Below are 18,033 nucleotides of genomic sequence, written 5' to 3'. Positions count from 1 at the left end.
CCCGGGCACCTACCGCAGGACACCAACACAGTCCGGGAAGAGCGCGAATGGCTTTGCGAAGAATTCGGCCCAGAGTGGATCGTCTGGGGATAGGTCGTTGAGGTCCACGAGGTTGTCGTCGTCCGGTTCCCATGGTGGGAGGTCTTCCGGGTTTGCTTCTACGCAGGGGGTTGCCGGTGGCATCAGCCATTGCGGCCAGTGGGTTGGTTCGTGGTCTTGGTGTTCGGCGTTGTAGTGGCGGCCGGTGGGTGAGGTCCAACCGGGCGGCTCGTCTTCTGTTGCGGTATCGGGTATCCACGGGCGGGCGTGTTTGAGCCGGTGATGTTTGGGGCAGAGCTGTCCGAGGTTGCTGGCACCGGTGGTGCCGCCGTGTTCCCATGCTGTGAGGTGGTCTGTCTCGTTGTCCGGGGAACGGTTGCTGCAGCCGGGGAAGGTGCATGTGCCGTCCCGCATCCGGATCCATTGTTTGATGGTTTCCGGGAGCCGGTAGCGCGTCCGGCCGATCTCCAGTGGCGCCCCGTCCCGGGGGTCGACCAGGACCCGGTAGAACGAATCCGCCCCGTCCGCGACGAGCCTGCGCGCCATGGACGCCGGGATCGGCCCCAGACCGTCCAGGATTGCGGGCTCGTCCGTCAGGCCGAGCAGGGAAAACACCGGCACGGTAACCAGCACATCGGCCCGCGGGGTAGGGATCCTCCCGATCCCCATGGTGTTTTCGGCGGCTGTAGTGCTGGTGGTGTCAGAGGCGGTGGTGCTTGCGGCGCCGAGGAGCAGTGAGGCGGCGATGTCGGGGCGGAGTTGGGTAAGGGTGCGGTCTTCGCCGGGTCCCTGGAGGCCGCGGGCGGTGGCGGTGGTGCGGTTCCAGATGGCGCAGGCGGTGTCCCCGGGGAGGTAGAGGTTGATCCAGGCCATGCCGTCCCGGTCCGGGGTGTATTCCATCCGCCGGTCGGCCACGGACTTGGCGTGGCGTTTTTCGAGGGTTTCGGGGTGGTGGCGTTCCCGCCAGGCGCGGACTTTGGCCCGGAACCGGGACGGGACCAGTTCTCCGGGGGCGGCGCCGCCGGCCGGGTTCGGGGCGGCGGGGTCAAAGAAGTGCGCCACAAGGGCGGCGGCAGCGTCGGGGGTGAGGCCTTCGGTTTCATCGGCCACGATCCTGGCGTGCTGCCAGGAGATGGCGCCGGCGGCCAATGCATCGATCACGAGCGGCAGGGAACACACCCGCCGGGACTGTTCCACGAACGCCCCGGCGGCCGCGGAGCTGAGGGTCAGGACCCCGGCGGTCTCCTCAACCGCCGACATCTCCGCATAGGTCCGGTCCTGGACGGTCGCGCCGGGCGGGGTCATGGCCTGCTGGAATTCGAGGGCCTGGACCACGTCCTCCGCCTGCCCGGCCATCAGCTGCGCCTGTAGTCGGGACCTGAGTTCCATACGTTCCAGCCGGAGCTCGTACCGCCGCTGCAACACATCCACATCAGCACCAACGCCAATCCCAGCACCAACACCGGCGCCAACGCCAATCCCGGCAGCCAGCGAAGCGTCTTCCAGGGTCAGGGCATTAAGGGCAGCAACGGAGGCATGAACACCCTCCAAGGCCACCCCAACACCCGTGCTGATTCCCATACGAACATCATCCAACGAGGCACTGACATTCAGACCTGATCCCGCCCAGACCTGATCCCGCCCAGACCTGATGCCGCCCAGACCTGATGCCGCCCGGACGTGCGCCCGACGCGCGCAGGCGCCAACCTTGAGTTTGTACATCCAGCCCAGCCGCTGCCGGGCCGCACCGGCGCACACAACCGCGTGCCGCCGTCGTACGTCTTCTCGCTGCGCAGAATCCCTGACGCACCGCAGACAACCGCTGCGAAACGGAATTTGCGCAGCGCTAGAACCTACCCGCCGCGAAAAGGAACCTGCGCAGCGCCAAAACCTGCCCGCCGCGCGGAAAATCAGCTAAAGCCGCCAGTTTCGCGTGATTCGATCCCCAGCTAAGGCAACTACCCCTCGAAGCAAATAGTCAGCTTGCTTATTACTTTCAGCTTTCCTAGGCTTGTAACCGTCAGGCAATCAACTCTCGAAGCGGGACCCCGCGCGCCAAAAGCGCGCAACCGCAGCATGAGGAGGAACAATGTCAGAGCACAGCATCGCAGGCAAGAAGGTGGCATTCCTGCTGACTGACGGCGTGGAGCAGGTGGAACTCACCAGTCCCTGGCAGGCCGTGAAGGATGCCGGCGGCGAGCCGACCCTGGTTGCACCCAAGAGCGGCAAGCTGCAGGGCTACAACGGCACGGAAAAGGGCGACACCTTCGACGTCGACCTCACGGTTGCGGAAGCGAACGCCTCCGACTTTGACGCCCTGGTCCTTCCGGGCGGCGTCGTCAACGCGGACCACCTGCGCGTGGACAAGGATGCACAGAGCTTCACCCGCAGCTTCTTTGAACAGCACAAGCCGGTGGCCTCCATCTGCCACGGCCCGTGGCTGCTCATCGAGGCCGGAGTCATCAGGGGCCGGAACGTCACGTCCTACTTCACCCTTGAAACCGACCTGAAGAACGCCGGCGCCAACTGGACGGACCAGGAAGTGGTGGTGGACCAGGGCCTGGTCACCAGTCGGAACCCGGATGACCTGCCGGCCTTCAACAACAAGCTGGTGGAGGAAATTTCCGAGGGCCAGCACGCGGGCCAGACCGCCTGACCCTAATGTTCCCTCAGGGCTAAAAACCCGTATGGAGGAATTACTCCAGCGGGTAGAGTGTTTGAATCTGCAGCGGCGCCGTCCGTGCATCATTCATAAAACCCCTGAGGGAACACCCATGTCTACCGAGACCTCACCCACAGCCAGCGGCCAGCCCGTCCAGAACGAACGAACCCACGCGGAAGTCCGCGAAGGGATCCGGCCCGCTGCGCCGGAGAAGATGTCCCGCGAGTCCGTCACCATCATCAGCACGCTGCTGGTGGCGACGTTCGTGGTGATCCTCAACGAGACCATCATGAATGTGGCCCTGCAGCGGCTCATGGTGGACCTCCGGGTGGACGCCCCCACCGTGCAGTGGCTGTCCACGGGGTTCATGCTGACCATGGCCGTGGTCATCCCCACCACCGGGTTCATTCTCCAGAGCCTGTCCACGCGAGCCGTCTTTATGCTCGCCATGGGCCTTTTCGCCGGCGGAACAGCGCTTGCCGCAGTCGCACCCGGGTTCGAAATCCTGCTGCTGGCACGCATCGTCCAGGCAGGCGGCACCGCCATCATGCTGCCGCTGCTGATGACCACCATCCTTACCCTGGTCCCGCTGGCCAAACGCGGCGCCGTCATGGGCAACGTCAGCATCGCCATCTCGGTGGCACCGGCCATGGGTCCCACAGTCTCCGGGCTGATCCTGGAGCATTTCACCTGGCGCTTCATGTTCGTCTTCGTGCTGCCGGTGGCCCTCGCGGCCCTGGCTATTGGCGCGAAATACCTCACCAACGTGGGCGAGCCTGAAAAGGCAAGGCTGGATGCGCTGTCCGTCATCCTCACCGTCCCCGCCTTTGGCGGCCTGGTCTACGGGCTCAGCCAGATCGGCGGCGGCCACGGCGGCCAGGCCGGTCCCAGTGCCGGCGCCATCGCAGCCCTCGTCATCGGCGTCGCGGCCCTGGCGGTTTTCGTCCTCCGCCAGGTGCGGCTCCAGAAGGCAGCCGCGCCACTGCTGGACCTGCGCGCGTTCAACTTCCGGATGTTCACCGTTTCGGTCCTGCTGATGGTGGTGGCCATGATGGCCCTGTTCGGCGGCGTCATCCTGCTGCCGCTCTACCTGCAGGAAGTCCGGGGCCTCGGCTCGCTCGAAACCGGCCTTGCACTGCTTCCCGGCGGCCTGGCGATGGGCCTGCTCGGGCCGGTCATCGGCCGGGCGTTCGACAAGGTGGGTCCGCTGCCGCTCACCATTACCGGGTCCATCCTGATGGTGGTGGCCCTCTGGCAGTTTTCAATGCTCGACGCCGGCACGGCAGTCTGGTGGATCGTCACCTTGCACGTGGGGCTGAGTTTCGGCCTGGCGCTGCTGTTCACGCCCGCCTTCACCACCGGGCTGAACCCGCTTCCGCCGCACCTTTACTCCCACGGGTCCGCGATCATGAGCACCGCGCAGCAAGTGGCCGGCGCCGCGGGTACGGCGCTCCTGGTATCCATCTTCGCCGTTGTGAGCGCGACGTCGGGACTCGTCGCCGGGATGAGCGCCGCCTTCCTGACGGCAACCGGCATAGCCCTCGCCGCCGTCGTACTTTCCGCGATGATGCGCAAAACCGAAGGTGCCGGCGCGGGCCACGGCGCGCACTAGCCCAACTGGGTCGCGGTAGTTGTCGTTTGAGCGCCCAGAACGACAACTACTGCGACCTGCATGGGTCAGCCCGCGAAGAAGTCGCTCAGTTCCTTGATCAGCTTGTCCGGGGCCTTGATGGCGCCGTCGTGGCCGAAGCCGGGCAGGATGGTGTAGCTGGAGCCGGAGAGCACATCATGGATCTGGCCGCAGGCGATGCCGAAGTAGGCCGGAGACTTTTCGCCAACCACAATCAACGTCTCCAGGGGCAGCGCCTGGAACGGTTCAGCCGGCATGTCCGCGGCAATAATCGCTCTGATCTCACGGACGCCGGTGCGCATCAGCTCGCGCTGCTGCTTTCCTTCGGTGGTGCCTGCGGTCAGCTTGTTGGCGAGGGTGAGCATGGACAGCGGCATGCGCGATGAAAAGGAACCACCGGCTTCCAGGCCCCGCTGGATCACGGCGAGGGCGCGGTCATGGTCTCCGGCTGCGATGGCCCGCTCATACTCCACGATCCAGTCGGCTGTGACGCTGCCGTTCACCGAGACCGCCGGGTCATAGACGGCGAGCCGTTCCACGGGAAGGGTCCGCGCAGCGTGCAGGGCGACGGCGCCGCCGAAGCTGTGGCCGAAGACGTCAGTGCTGGAGGTGTGCTTCATGACCGTGGCCAGGTCCCGGATGTCCACGTCGAGTGTGTAATCCTCGGGCTGCGGCGACGAGGACCCACGCCCCCGCCGGTTGAAGGTGTGCACCGGCCGGCCCAGGGAGGCGCTCAGTTTTTGGGCGAACTTGGTGTAATCCGCGGCCGTCACCATGGAGGGCGGCACAACCACCACGCCCGAACCTGCAGAAGCAAGTTCAGCGCCGGTGGAGAAGAGCTCCACAGTGCCGCCGTCGGGGGTCCTGATGTTCTCTCGCGTCATGTTCCGAGCCTAGCCGAGCAAACCGGGCAGGGCATCCCGGAGTGGGCGACCGGGACGTCAGGCCAGGCGGTCTATGAGGGCCTGGCCGGCCGCGCGAATGGCCGGAAGCCGGTGCCCGAGCCCGCAAAGGATCAGCCCGGCATCCGCCGCCTGCATGGCCGATTCTGCGCTTACTGCGCCGTCCGCGCGGAGGTAGATGAGGGACTCGACCAGGCGGAAGGTGAAGTCACCGCCGTCCGGTGCGGCCGGGGTGGCCGACAAGCCGGTCCCCAGTTCCCCGTAAAGCCGCCTGAGCTCCCGGCGGTCACTGAGGAACCGGGCAAAGCGGGTGCTGCGGACCTCCGGCAGGTGGTACAGCACGCCAAGGTTCCACCGGGCGCTGCACAGCTGGGTGCCGTCGTAAAGCGCGACGGCGTAGAGCCGGCTCCCAGCCGGGCTTTCCGTTCCAGCGGCGTCAGCAGGCAGCGCGGCCACCGCGCGCGCGAACTTCAGGCCACCGGACACCGTCCCCTCCAGGAGGTCCTCGAGGATATCGTCCTTGGTTTTGAAGTGGTGGTAGAGGGACGACTGCCGGATGCCAACCGCGTCTGCGATGGAACGGGTGGAGGTGCTGGCAAAGCCCTGGGTGGTGAAGAGCTCCGCTGCGGCGTCGAGGATTTCATCGCGGGCGGTGGCACCCGGCCGCGAGGGCTGTTGATGGCGGGGGCGTCCCGGTCCGGCGGAAGTCACTGCCTCATTCTTGCATTACCGCGGAGGCATGACAGGGCAGGGCGAATCCGCCGGCGGGCATTGTGAGGGGACGGAAATCCGCCCGAAACAAGATGTCTATCCGCCTTTTACAGAGGTGAAACTGTTTGGGGACATGGCGCTGGAAAACTATCAATTGACCGGTAATCAGCAGCCTTCGGCCGAGTGCTGCAGTGCCGGGAGGCTTCGCCCCCAAGATCCCTTTCCAGCCCCGGAGATTCCCGATGACATCAACCGTCCTCCCCACCGTCCACCAGGACGATGCAGACCTGACGTCCCTTGGCTACCAGCCCACCCTGCACCGAAAGCTCGGCCGCTACGCTTCCTTTGCCGCCGGCTTTTCCTTCGTGTCCATCCTCACCACCATCTTCCAGCTCTTCGCGTTCGGCTACTCCTTCGCCGGGCCCGCGTTCTTCTGGACCTGGCCGGTTGTCCTGGTGGGGCAGCTGCTCGTGGCGCTGAATTTCGCCGAACTCGCTGCCCGCTACCCCCTGTCCGGTGCCGTGTACCAGTGGGCTCGCCGCGTTGGGGGAGAGGGAGTGGGCTGGTTCGCCGGCTGGTTCATGGCCATCGCGCAGGTGGTCACAGCTGCCGCTGCAGCCATCGCCCTGCAGGTGGTCCTGCCCCAACTGTGGGACGGCTTCCAGGTGGTAGGCGGTGATTCCGCGCTGAACACCGTGACCGGAGCCTCCAACGCGGTGGTGCTCGGCGCCGTCCTCCTGGTGGCCACCACCGTCATCAACTCCCTGGGCGTGAAGCTGATGGCCCACGTGAACTCAGTGGGCGTTACCTGCGAGATCGTGGGCGTAGTGGCGGTGATCCTGGCCCTCATCAGCGCCGCCCAGCGCGGACCGGACGTGGTTGCCGACACCAGCGTGATGCAGGGGTCCGACCTTGGCGCCGTGGGAGCCTTCCTGGTCTCAGGACTGATGGCCGCCTACGTCATGGTGGGCTTCAACTCGGCCGGTGAACTGTCCGAAGAAACCAAGGACCCGCGCCGCACCGCACCGCGGACCATCCTCTCCGCCCTGCTCATCTCCGGCATCGGCGGCGCGCTGATGATCATCACCGCCCTGATGGCCGCGCCCAGCCTCGACGACGGCCGTCTCGCCACCGAGGGCCTGCCCTACGTCCTCACCGCAGTCCTGGGCACCTTCTGGGGCAAGGTCCTGCTGGTGGATGTGGCCATCGCCATCTTCGTCTGCACCCTGGCGATCCAGACTGCCGGTTCCCGCCTGGTCTTCTCCATGGCCCGCGACGGCAAGCTCCCGGCGTCGGCCTTGCTCTCCTCCGTCCACCCCACCCGCGGCACGCCCATGTGGCCCTCCATCGTGATCGGCGCCCTGGCTGTTGCGGTGCTGGCCATCAACGTAGGCAACGCGGCGCTGTTCACCACCCTGTGCAGCGTCTGCATCGTGATGGTCTACCTTGCCTACCTCCTGGTCACCGTCCCGCAGTTGCTCAACCGGCTTCGCGGCGACTGGGAGCGGGTGGGGCAGACCATGCCGGCAGGCCTCTTCTCACTGGGCCGCTGGGGCCTTCCCGTCAATATCCTCGCCGTCCTCTACGGCGGTGTCATGGTGGTCAACCTGGCGTGGCCCCGGCCCGAGGTGTACGACCCCTCCGGAGAGAACCCAATCCTCCTCTGGTCCGCGCCCCTGATGGTCACTGCCGTACTGCTCCTGGGCATCTGGGTCCGGAGCCGGAACCTGGCAGCCAAGGCCTGACGCCATCCCGACCCCCTTTCCTTTCGACACAACACGCTTCCGAGACATACAGGACTGACATGACACAGACCATCGAAACGCCAGTCACTGGCACGGCCACCACGGCCGGCGCCCGCGCCCACGCCAGGGAACAGCACGGCAAGACCGCCGAAACCATGCGCCACGTGCCGGCAGCTTCGGCGCCGGCCCGCCTGACGACCGGACTGCCCGACGGCGCGTCCCCCACTTGGGCCGAATCCCTCGCCTTTGGCCGTTACACCAGCATGGCCCTGGCCCGCGGCACCCGGATCCGGCTGACCGACACCGGCGGTGACGCCTGCGTGCACACCCTCCTGTACCGCACCGGCGCCCTTCACGAACGCCTCAATGCCGCGGACACCGTCAAAGTCCCGTGGCAGGCCTACCCGGGAACGGGCCACCCGCTGCTGTCCGACGCCGGCCGCCTGATGGCCACGATCGTTGCTGACACCTCGTCCCGCCACGACGCACTCACAGGCGCCACCACCCTCGCCGGCAACACCGCCAGGTACGGCTCCGGAACCGCCCACAGCGCCTCCCCGGCAGCACGCGAACTGCTCACCCTCGGCGCGCTGAAGAACGGCCTGGGCCCCCGGGATGTGGCGCCGTCGCTGTCCTTCTTCAAAGGCATCACCGTGGACCCTGCAGGCAGCATCACCTTCACCGGAAGCGCGGGGCCGGGTGCCGCCGTCGAACTCCTGCTCCAGATGGACGCAGTGCTGGTACTGGCCAACACCGCCCACCCGCTGGACCCACGGCCGGACTTCACCGGGACGGCCGTGGACATCGTCGCCTGGCACGCACCGCAGGACCTCGCCGAACTGGAGTCAGGCCGCCTGGCCGGCCCGCTGGCCCCGGAACACCTGCAGGCCCTCCGCAACACCGAACACGACCTCACCGCAAGGAACGCCCGATGAACACCGCCATCCACACTGAAACCATCGCGGAGGCCCGCGACATTGCCCTCGCACCCGGCGACGTGGTGCTTGACGAATTCGTCGAGGCCCGCGGCCCCTGGTCCGCCGTCGTGGCCGCCGGGGATGTGCTGACCATCGTGGACCTTGAGGGCAACCAGGCCGTGGACTGCCTGTTGTACGCGGCGGGGGACACCACCGTGCGTTACTCGGCACCGGTCACCATCGCCTCACAGCAATCGATCGTCCTGACCACGGGTTCGGTCCTGCGCGCCGACACCGGTGCGCCGCTGATGACTGTCGTGGCTGACGAAGTGGGCGTGCATGACACCATCGGGGGCGCCTGCTCACAGGAGTCCAACACCCTCCGCTACGGCCAGCACACCCGGGAACAGCATGCCTGCGTGGAGAACTTCCTGATCGAGGGCTCGCGCTGGGGCCTGGGCAAGCGGGACCTGGTGTCCAACATCAACTGGTTCATGAACGTCCCCGTGGACCCGGACGGCGCCCTGGGCATCGTTGACGGCCTGTCCGCCCCCGGCAAGCGCGTGGCCCTGAAAGCGGAGGTGGACACCCTGGTGCTCGTCTCCAACTGCCCGCAAATCAACAACCCCTGCAACGGCTTCAACCCCACCCCCGTCCGCATGATCGTCACCCGGCCGGAGGCAGCCAAGTGAGCAACAAGAACCTGAACTCTTTCAACACGCTCCTGATCGCCAACCGAGGCGAGATCGCGTGCCGGATCATCGAGTCCGCCACAAAGCTGGGACTGCGGACTGTTGCCGTCTTCTCCGAGGCGGACCGGGGTGCCAAGCACGTCAGGCTCGCCGACGAGGCCGTGCTGCTGGGACCGGCCCCGGCCAAGGAGTCCTACCTGCGGGTGGACGCGATCCTGGCGGCAGCCAAGGCCACCGGCGCCGGTGCCATCCACCCCGGCTACGGCTTCCTGTCCGAGGACGCAGCCTTTGCCGAGGCGGTGGAAGCAGCCGGACTGGTCTTCGTGGGACCCACCGCCGAACAGTTGCGCATCTTTGGCACCAAGCACACAGCGCGCGACGCCGCCCGGGCAGCCGGGGTGCCGATGATCGCAGGGTCCGGGCTGCTGGAGGACGTGGACGACGCCGTCCAAGCCGGCAAGGCGATCGGCTTCCCGCTGATGCTCAAGGCCACCGGCGGTGGCGGCGGGATCGGCATGACCGTCTGCCGCTCGGAGGCGGAGCTTGTGGAAAGCTTCCCCCGCGTGGCCCGCCTCGCCGGCGCCAGCTTCGGCACCGCCGGCGTCTTCGCTGAGCGGTACGTGGAGAACGCCCGGCACGTTGAGGTGCAAATCTTTGGCGACGGCGAAGGCCGGGTGGTCAGCCTCGGCGACCGCGACTGCTCCCTGCAGCGCCGCCACCAGAAAGTCCTTGAGGAAGCCCCGGCTCCGGACCTCCCCGCCGAACTGCGGGAGGAACTGCACCGGAGTTCCCGCGCCCTGTGCGCCTCCCTTAACTACCGCTCCGCCGGCACGGTGGAATTCGTCTACGACTCCGCGCGTAAGGAAGCCTCCTTCCTTGAAGTCAATGCCCGGCTCCAGGTGGAGCACCCCGTCACCGAAGCCGTCACCGGCGTGGACCTGGTGGAATGGATGCTGCGCCTGGCCCAGGGCGGCAGCGAAGCCCAAACGGTCCTGGAAAGCCTGCCGGACAGCCTGCCCGTGACCGGCAGTGCCGTGGAAGCCCGCCTTTACGCCGAGGACCCGGCACGGGGATTCCAGCCCAGCGCCGGAACCGTCACCAATGCCGCCTATCCCACCGCAGCGGAGGCAAGGGTGGACGCCTGGGTGGAAACCGGCACCGAGGTCGCCACGAATTACGATCCCCTCCTGGGAAAGATCATCACCTCCGGCGCAACCCGTACCGAGGCCTTTGACCGGCTCGCCGCAGCCCTGGAAAACACCCGGATCGACGGCATAGAGACCAACCTGGGCATGCTCCGCGCCGTCAGTGGCATGGACGTGGTCCGCAGCGTCCAGCACTCCACCAACACGCTGGACAACGTGGGGGACCCGGAGCCGCGCATCACCGTGGGCCGCCCCGGCCTGCAGACCAGCGTGCAGGACTGGCCCGGCCGTACCGGGCTGTGGCAGATCGGCGTGCCGCCCAGCGGCCCCATGGATGACCTCTCCTTCCGGCTTGGCAACACCGCGCTGGGCAACCCCGAAGGCGCACCGGGCCTTGAGTTCACCATGACCGGCCCCAGCCTGGCCTTCACGCATGCCACCACCGTCTGCGTTACCGGCGCCGACGTGGCAGTGACAGTGGACGGAATGGAATTGCCCGCCTGGACGCCCGTGACCATCCCGGCAGGGGGAACGCTCGACGTCGGCACGGCAGCCGGCAAGGGCCTTCGCGGCTACATCCTGTTCCAGGGCGGCCTGGACATCCCGAAGTACCTGGGCAGCGCCTCAACCTTCACGCTGGGCCAGTTCGGCGGCCACGCCGGGCGGGTCCTGCGCGCCGGCGACGTGCTGAGGGCCGTCAAGCCTGCCGGCACGTCAGAACAAGCACCTGCCACTGCCGTCCCGCTCGACAACCGTCCCGCCCTCACCTCCACCTGGGAACTTGCCGTGGCCGAGGGCCCGCACGGCGCCCCGGAGTTCTTCCAGCGCGAAGACATCGAAGAGCTGTACAACGCGGAGTATGAGGTCCACTTCAACTCCGCCCGCACCGGGGTGCGCCTCATCGGCCCCAAGCCCCGCTGGGCGCGGACCGACGGCGGCGAGGCGGGCCTGCACCCCTCCAACATCCACGACACCGCCTACTCCGTGGGTGCCCTGGACTTCACCGGCGATACCCCCATCCTGCTGGGCCCGGACGGACCCAGCCTGGGCGGGTTCGTCTGCCCGGTCACCGTAGTGACGGCCGAGCGCTGGAAGCTCGGCCAGCTCCGGCCGGGGGATAAAGTCCGGTTCGTGCCCATCGAAGCCAGCCAGGCGCCGTCGGCCAAGGACCTGGGACCCGGCCGCCAGCTGGTCCTTCCGGGCGACGCCGGCTGGTCCGACAGCCTTTCAACGAACCCTCCGGCGGGCGCTTCGGCGGGGCAGCGCGTGCTCCGCGGCGATGGCGACGACGGCGTGCTGGGCCGGGTGCCCGATGGTCCCGGCCGGCCCGCGGTCACCTACCGCCGGTCCGGCGACGACAACCTGCTGGTGGAATACGGCGAGATGGTGCTGGACCTTGGCCTGCGTGCCCGGGTGCACGCCCTGCACCAGCACATCGAGCAGCTCCGCGTGCCAGGCGTCGTGGACCTCACCCCGGGAATCCGGTCTCTGCAGATCAAAGTTGACCCGTCCGTCCTGTCCACCACGCGGCTGCTGGACCTGGTCCAGGAAGTCGAGGCCGCCCTGCCGGCAAGCTCCGAACTGGTGGTTCCCAGCCGCACCGTCCGGCTGCCGCTGTCCTGGGACGACCCCGCCACCCGCGAGGCGATCGAACGCTACATGGCAGGCGTCCGCGACGACGCCCCCTGGTGCCCCTGGAACATCGAATTCATCCGCCGGATCAACGGCCTGGACTCCGTCAACGATGTGTTCGACACCGTCTTCAACGCCGAATACCTGGTCCTGGGCCTGGGTGACGTATACCTCGGCGCGCCGGTGGCCACCCCGCTCGACCCCCGGCACCGCCTGGTCACCACCAAATACAACCCGGCCCGGACCTGGACGCCGGAAAACGCCGTGGGCATCGGCGGCGCGTACATGTGCATTTACGGCATGGAAGGACCGGGCGGCTACCAGTTCGTTGGCCGCACCACCCAGGTGTGGTCGCGGTACGCGGACTCGGCACCGTTCGAAGCCGGTTCGCCGTGGCTGCTGCGCTTCTTCGACCGCATCTCCTGGTACCCCGTCAGCCCCGAGGAACTCCTTGACCTGCGGGCAGACATGGCGGCCGGACGTGGCCGCGGCGTGGAGATCGAGGACGGCACATTCTCCCTGGCCGAGCACGAACTCTTCCTGGCGGAGAACCGTGAGTCCATCGACGTCTTCCGGGAGAAACAGGGGGCAGCTTTCGCAGTGGAGCGGCAGGCATGGGCCGACGCCGGCGAGTTTGACCGCGCCGAGGCGCTGGCTGCCGTCGTGGCACCGGCAGCTGACGATGTGGTGGTTCCGGACGGCGGCTCACTCGTCTCCGCACCCTTCGCCGCGAGCGTCTGGAAGGTAGACGTGGCGGAAGGCGACCGGGTAACCAAGGGCCAGCCCCTGGTGTCCCTGGAGGCCATGAAGATGGAAACCGTGCTGGAAGCGCCGTGCGACGGTGTGGTGCTCCGGGTGCTCCCCGGTGCCGGCTCGCAGGTGGTCGCAGGCGAGGCAGTGGTGGTCCTCGGCGGCTCGGAGCTGGAGACGGCCGGTTCGGAAACCCTGGAACTGGAAGAGGCAGCAGTATGAGCACAAACAGCACCGGCAAGGCCACACGGCGCGTCCAGGCTGCGCTCGCGGCGGTTGAAGCAGCGGACCGTCCCGAAATTTGGATAACGCTCCGCAGCGGCGAGGACCTCCTGGCGGAGGCCGGCACCATCGACGCCGCGGCGGCCGGCGGCGCGGACCTTCCGCTGGCCGGGCTGCTGCTCGCCGTCAAGAACAACGTTGACGTGGCAGGCATCCCCACCACGGCGGCCTGCCCGGGCTTTGCGTATACCCCGGAAAAGGATGCCGAAGCAGTGGCCCGGCTCCGTGCCGCCGGTGCCCTGGTCCTGGGCGCCACCAACCTGGACCAGTTCGCCACCGGCCTCGTGGGGACCCGGAGTCCATACGGCGCCGTCCGCGATTCCCGCCGGCCGGAGTACATCTCCGGCGGTTCCAGCTCCGGCTCCGCGGTGGCCGTGGCACTGGGACTGGTGGACATTGCCATTGGTACGGATACCGCCGGCTCGGGCCGGGTCCCGGCCGGGCTGCAGGGCATTGTGGGCATCAAGGCAACGCTGAACGTCGTCTCCACGGCGGGGGTGGTGCCCGCCTGCCGGTCCTGGGACGCCGTCACCATCTTTGCGCGGCACCTGTCCACCGCCGAACTCGCCATGGGCGTCATGGCCGGCAACTCCCGGCCCTGGCCGGCGGACATCCGGCTGGCAGCGCCGGAAAGGCCGAGGGTGGCCTACCCCGCAACCCTGCCGGCACTCCCGGAGGCCTGGGCCGCCGAATTCCACCACCAGATTGACCGGTTGCGGGACACCGGCGTGGACGCCCAGGCCATCGAATTTGATGCCTTCCTCGATGCCGCACGGCTGCTGTACGACGGCGCCCTGGTTGCCGAACGCCACGCTGCGGTGGGGGCGTTCCTGGAGAAGAACGACGGCGGCGCTGGTGGCCCGGCGGGTATCGATCCCACGGTGGAGGGCATCATCCGGGCAGCCGGCACCGTTCCCGCCCACCGCTACATCGCGGACACGGCCCGGCTCGAAGCGCTGAAAGGGAAGGCCATGACGGGGCTGGAAGGCTTCGACGCCCTCCTTGTTCCCACGGCGCCCTTCCACCCCACCCTCGCCGAGGTTGCCGCGGACCCCGTGGGCGTGAACTCGCTGATGGGCACCTACACGAACTTCTGCAACCTGTTCGACCTCTGCGCCGTAGCCGTCCCTGCCGGGGAAGTGGACGGCGCCCAGTTCGGGCTCACAGTGGTGGGCCGGACCTTCGATGACGCCTTGGCAGCGGACATCGCCCGCCGAATCGAAACCACCCCCGCCCCGCCCGCACTCTTCGACGGCGCTGTGGCGCACCTCGAAGCGGCACCCGGCCAGCCGTCGTCGTCCGCGCCCTGGCCTCTGGCCGCCGGTGCAACCGCCGTGCCGCTGGTGGTGGTGGGTGCACACCGCAAGGGCCAGCCACTGGCCCCGCAGCTGGAGGAACTCGGGGCGTTCTGGGACGGCCCGGTCCGGACCGCTGCGCGTTACCGGATGGTGGCGCTGGACACGGTGCCGGCCAAGCCTGGCGTCTACCGGTCCGACGACGGAGCAGAGCTGGTGGGGGAGCGGTGGCTGCTGTCCCCGGCGGCCCTGGGGACGTTCCTGGCATCCCTTCCCGAACCCATGCTCCTCGGATCCGTGCAGCTTTCGGACGGCTCCACCGCTGTTGGTTTCGCCTGCGACGCCGTTGCCGCTGCCGGCGGGAAGGACATCACGGCCTGGGGTGACTGGCTGGCGGACCGGAACGTGGAACCGAAGCCGCGGACCGTGTGGCGGGACCTTGGGGAGGTTGCCCTGGCCGGTTTCAGCCGCGGCGAACGGGGCTGACCTCAGCAGCATCCGCGCGGTGCTCCCCGTCCGGAGTCCCTCCCCTGAAGTACGCCGCGATGTCCGCCACCAGCTCCTTGACCGCTGCTGGAATGGACCCGTGGAAGCCCTTGGGGGAGAGCTGGTAGGTGCTGCCCGGGACGGCAGCGTGCAGCCGCTCGGCCGTCACCCTGTAATAGCTTGGGCTTTTTCCGCCTGCCATGAAATGGGTGCCGGCGGGCAGCACGCTGAAGTCCCGGGCGTGATCCTTTTCGTCGTACGCTGCCCTGAGCTCGCCCACCCCGCTGGGCATGACCTGGCGGAACATCTTGTTGACCTTGGTCCGGGACAACAGGGCCATCAGGCCCGCCAGCACCGGTTCGGGGATCCTGGCCATGACTGAACCGGGGCTCGTGGCCTTCTTCATGTGCGCCAGCGCGTGGCCCATCCTGCCGTTGTTGACCGCGTCCTCGAATCCATCCAGCCACGCGGTGTCGATGCTGCCATCGATGTTCACAGCGGCGTCGTACACCGCAAGCTTGTCCGGGACGAATGCGGTCCCGGTGAACTCCTGCACCGCATTGAGGGCCACCGATCCGCCCAGGCTGTGGCCCAGGATGTTGCGTGCGCTTGTGGCAGTGAGCACAGTCCGGACATCCTGGATCTCGGTGGCCATGGAGTAGTCCGCCGGCTGTTCGGACGAGTTTCCCCGGCCCCTGCGGTCATAGACATCGACCGCCCAGCCATCTCCCAGGCCTTTCGCCAGTGCAATGGAGAACGGGCGGTAGATCAGGGCCGTGAGGAACGCGCCGCCAATCAGCAGCACCCTTTTTTCGCCCGGCGCATCCTCGGAGCCGTAACTGTACAAAGCCAGCCTGCCGCCGTCGTGCGTTGGAAGTACCCGTTCTTTCACCAGCCCATCCTAGGGCGCCCACCTGCGGGGCAACTGGGAGCCCGGGTACCTGATGCCCGGTAAACTTGATGATTGTGACTTCCCAAAACACCCCCGCGCCCAAGAACGCCCCAGAGCCCGTCGATGCCAGCGAGCAGATGCGGATCCGCATGGAAAAGCGTGCCAAACTCCTTGAGCGCGGCACCGAGGCGTACCCCGTGGGTGTGGAGCGGACGCATTCCCTCGCCGAGATCCGGGAAAAGTACGCCCACCTCGAGGCGGACGACACCACCGGCGACATCGTAGGCGTCACCGGACGCGTGGTCTTCATCCGCAACACCGGCAAGCTCTGCTTCGCCACCCTGCAGGAAGGCGGCACCGACGGCAAGGGAACGCGGCTGCAGGCCATGCTGAGCCTGGCCAACATCGGCGAAGAAGCGCTCGCCGACTGGAAGGCCCTGGTTGACCTCGGCGACCACGTGTTCATCAAGGGCGAGGTCATCTCTTCCCGCCGCGGCGAGCTGTCCATCATGGCTGAATCCTGGTCCATGGCCTCCAAGGCCCTGCGCCCGCTTCCGGTGCTGCACGCGGACCTGAACGAGGAAACCCGTGTCCGCCAGCGCTACGTTGACCTGATGGTCCGCGATGAAGCGCGCGAGATGGTCTACACGCGTGCGGCCATCACCCGCTCCATCCGCGAAACGCTGTTCCGGCACCGCTACGTCGAAGTCGAAACACCCATCCTGAACCTGGTCCACGGCGGCGCCCTGGCCCGGCCGTTCGAGACCCACATGAACGCGTTTGACCAGAAGATGACCCTGCGCATCGCCACCGAGTTGTACCTCAAGCGCGCCGTGGTGGGCGGAATCGACCGCGTCTACGACATGGGGCGCGTGTTCCGCAACGAGGGCGTGGACTCCACCCACAGCCCCGAATTCACCACCCTTGAGTGCTACGAGGCCTGGGCAGACCAGTTCGTCATGGCCGAGCGGATCAAGGAGATCATCCTCGACGCCGCCGACGCCGTGGGTGCCGGCCGCGTGCTGCAGACCGAGGCGGGGGAGATCAACCTCGACGGCGAGTGGGCCTGGCTGGCCGTCTACCCCGGACTTTCCGACGCCGTTGGGCAGGAGATCACGCCGGACACGCCTGCTGTGGTTCTTCGCGAAATCGCGGAAAAGCATGATGTCAAGGTGGACCCCAAGTGGGATGCGGAAAAGCTGGCGGTGGAACTCTTCGGCGAAATCGTGGAGCCCACCCTGCTCAACCCCACCTTCGTCTACGACTACCCGCCCTCCGCCCAGCCGCTGGCCCGCCCGCACCGCGAGGACGGCCGGCTGATCGAGGCCTGGGACTTGATCATCGGCGGCATGGAGCGCGGTACCGCCTTCTCCGAGCTGATCGACCCCGTCATCCAGCGCGAACGGCTGACCGAGCAGTCCCTGCATGCGGCCGCCGGCGACGTGGAGGCCATGCAGCTTGACGAGGACTTCCTGCGGGCCCTGGAATACGGCGCCCCGCCCATGGGCGGCATCGGCCTGGGCATCGACCGGCTGGTGATGCTCTTCACCGGGGCCGGTATCCGCGAAACCATCCTGTTCCCCCTGCTGAAGCCCGAAGGGCACTGATCATGGAATACGTAGCAGTTATTCTTCCCTCCCTGGTGGTGGGCCTCCTGTTCTGGTTCGCCATGAAGGCGATCTTCAACGCGGACAAGGCCGAGCGGCAGGCGGAGGCCCGTGCGCAGGCCGAAGCCGATTCCCTCCCCGTGCAGCCTTCCGACCGCCCGGGCCCGGAATCCAAATAGATAAAACCCCCTTCTTTCCGGCTTTATCCCCAAGGAACCAATAGGCGCTTTGACGCGTTGCCAAGATAAGAGTCATAATTTTTTTGGGAAACATCCTGCTTTTCTGAAAACCCAAGAGGAAGACCTTTAATGGCACAGAAAGTAAACATCATCCTCGTTGATGATCTGGATGGGGGATCCGCAGACGAGAATGTTAAGTTTGGCCTCGACGGGGTCAACTACGAGATTGACCTGTCGGCATCCAATGCCGCTGAACTTCGCTCTTCACTGGAGAGGTTCGTCACTGCTGCACGCAAGGCATCCGGCGCAGGCCGCGCGGCCCAGCGGGCCAAGGCGCCAACCGGCGGACGCAGCCACGATTCGGCGCAAATCCGGCAATGGGCGCGGGATAACGGCTACACCGTTAACAGCCGCGGCCGAATTCAGGCCGAAATCCAGGAAGCCTACCAAAAGGCAAATTCCTAGGA

General features: G+C 67.2%; 14 protein-coding genes. 10 read left to right on the top strand and 4 right to left on the bottom strand.

From position 1 onward, the window contains the following. Nucleotides 1-9 precede the first annotated feature (9 nt). The gene (locus tag QFZ57_RS03745; RefSeq protein ID WP_306898072.1) at nt 10-1,620 is read right to left on the bottom strand and encodes an HNH endonuclease signature motif containing protein; all 1,611 of its coding nucleotides are present in this window, start codon (nt 1,618-1,620) and stop codon (nt 10-12) included. Between the two features lie 508 nt (nt 1,621-2,128). Here QFZ57_RS03745 and QFZ57_RS03740 point away from each other — a divergent pair. Both QFZ57_RS03740 and QFZ57_RS03735 read left to right on the top strand, forming a co-directional pair. Beyond that, on the top strand, nt 2,129-2,695 hold the full coding sequence (locus QFZ57_RS03740; protein WP_056337507.1) for a type 1 glutamine amidotransferase domain-containing protein: 567 nt from the start codon (nt 2,129-2,131) through the stop codon (nt 2,693-2,695). A 118-nt stretch (nt 2,696-2,813) separates the two neighbouring features. After that, entirely contained in the window at nt 2,814-4,313 is a 1,500-nt protein-coding gene (locus QFZ57_RS03735; RefSeq protein WP_306898067.1) for a DHA2 family efflux MFS transporter permease subunit, read from the top strand. 65 nt (nt 4,314-4,378) lie between these two features. On the opposite strand, the gene QFZ57_RS03730 is transcribed toward QFZ57_RS03735, so the two are convergent. Further along, entirely contained in the window at nt 4,379-5,215 is an 837-nt protein-coding gene (locus tag QFZ57_RS03730) for an alpha/beta fold hydrolase (RefSeq protein ID WP_306898065.1), read from the bottom strand. 57 nt (nt 5,216-5,272) lie between these two features. Further along, a complete protein-coding gene (locus QFZ57_RS03725; RefSeq protein ID WP_306898063.1) occupies nt 5,273-5,944 on the bottom strand; it encodes a TetR/AcrR family transcriptional regulator in 672 nt (223 codons plus the stop codon). Between the two features lie 242 nt (nt 5,945-6,186). Here QFZ57_RS03725 and QFZ57_RS03720 point away from each other — a divergent pair, with 242 nt between their 5' ends. From QFZ57_RS03720 to atzF, 5 genes are read left to right on the top strand one after another with little or no spacing between them, the layout of a single operon-like run. Then, a complete protein-coding gene (locus QFZ57_RS03720) occupies nt 6,187-7,689 on the top strand; it encodes an amino acid permease (protein ID WP_306898061.1) in 1,503 nt (500 codons plus the stop codon). 59 nt (nt 7,690-7,748) lie between these two features. After that, entirely contained in the window at nt 7,749-8,624 is an 876-nt protein-coding gene (locus QFZ57_RS03715) for an urea amidolyase associated protein UAAP1 (protein ID WP_306898058.1), read from the top strand. Continuing rightward, nucleotides 8,621-9,298, top strand: a complete 678-nt coding sequence (locus QFZ57_RS03710; protein WP_306898056.1) for an urea amidolyase associated protein UAAP2 — start codon at nt 8,621-8,623, stop codon at nt 9,296-9,298. Before QFZ57_RS03715 ends, QFZ57_RS03710 begins: the two co-directional genes overlap by 4 nt. Nucleotides 9,299-9,309: 11 nt before the next feature. Next, a complete protein-coding gene (uca, locus tag QFZ57_RS03705) occupies nt 9,310-13,047 on the top strand; it encodes an urea carboxylase (RefSeq protein WP_306901525.1) in 3,738 nt (1,245 codons plus the stop codon). Continuing rightward, a complete protein-coding gene (gene atzF / locus QFZ57_RS03700) occupies nt 13,044-14,888 on the top strand; it encodes an allophanate hydrolase (RefSeq protein ID WP_306898055.1) in 1,845 nt (614 codons plus the stop codon). Before uca ends, atzF begins: the two co-directional genes overlap by 4 nt. Here atzF and QFZ57_RS03695 read toward each other — a convergent pair. Beyond that, nucleotides 14,866-15,780: an alpha/beta fold hydrolase gene (locus tag QFZ57_RS03695; protein WP_306898053.1), complete on the bottom strand. Its 915-nt coding sequence runs from the start codon at nt 15,778-15,780 to the stop codon at nt 14,866-14,868. The two genes, atzF and QFZ57_RS03695, sit on opposite strands and share 23 nt — an antisense overlap. A 68-nt stretch (nt 15,781-15,848) precedes the next feature. Here QFZ57_RS03695 and lysS point away from each other — a divergent pair, with 68 nt between their 5' ends. From lysS to QFZ57_RS03680, 3 genes are all read left to right on the top strand, one after another. Beyond that, on the top strand, nt 15,849-17,387 hold the full coding sequence (gene lysS / locus QFZ57_RS03690; protein WP_306898051.1) for a lysine--tRNA ligase: 1,539 nt from the start codon (nt 15,849-15,851) through the stop codon (nt 17,385-17,387). A gap of 2 nt (nt 17,388-17,389) precedes the next feature. Further along, the gene (locus tag QFZ57_RS03685; RefSeq protein ID WP_306629109.1) at nt 17,390-17,566 is read left to right on the top strand and encodes a hypothetical protein; all 177 of its coding nucleotides are present in this window, start codon (nt 17,390-17,392) and stop codon (nt 17,564-17,566) included. Between the two features lie 129 nt (nt 17,567-17,695). Further along, on the top strand, nt 17,696-18,031 hold the full coding sequence (locus tag QFZ57_RS03680) for a histone-like nucleoid-structuring protein Lsr2 (protein ID WP_306629108.1): 336 nt from the start codon (nt 17,696-17,698) through the stop codon (nt 18,029-18,031). Nucleotides 18,032-18,033 lie beyond the last annotated feature (2 nt).

The sequence above is a fragment of the Arthrobacter sp. B1I2 genome, from assembly GCF_030816485.1.
GTDB lineage: Bacteria > Actinomycetota > Actinomycetes > Actinomycetales > Micrococcaceae > Arthrobacter.
Note: the sequence above shows the minus strand (reverse complement) of the source record. Positions and strands in the feature narration are given on the sequence as shown.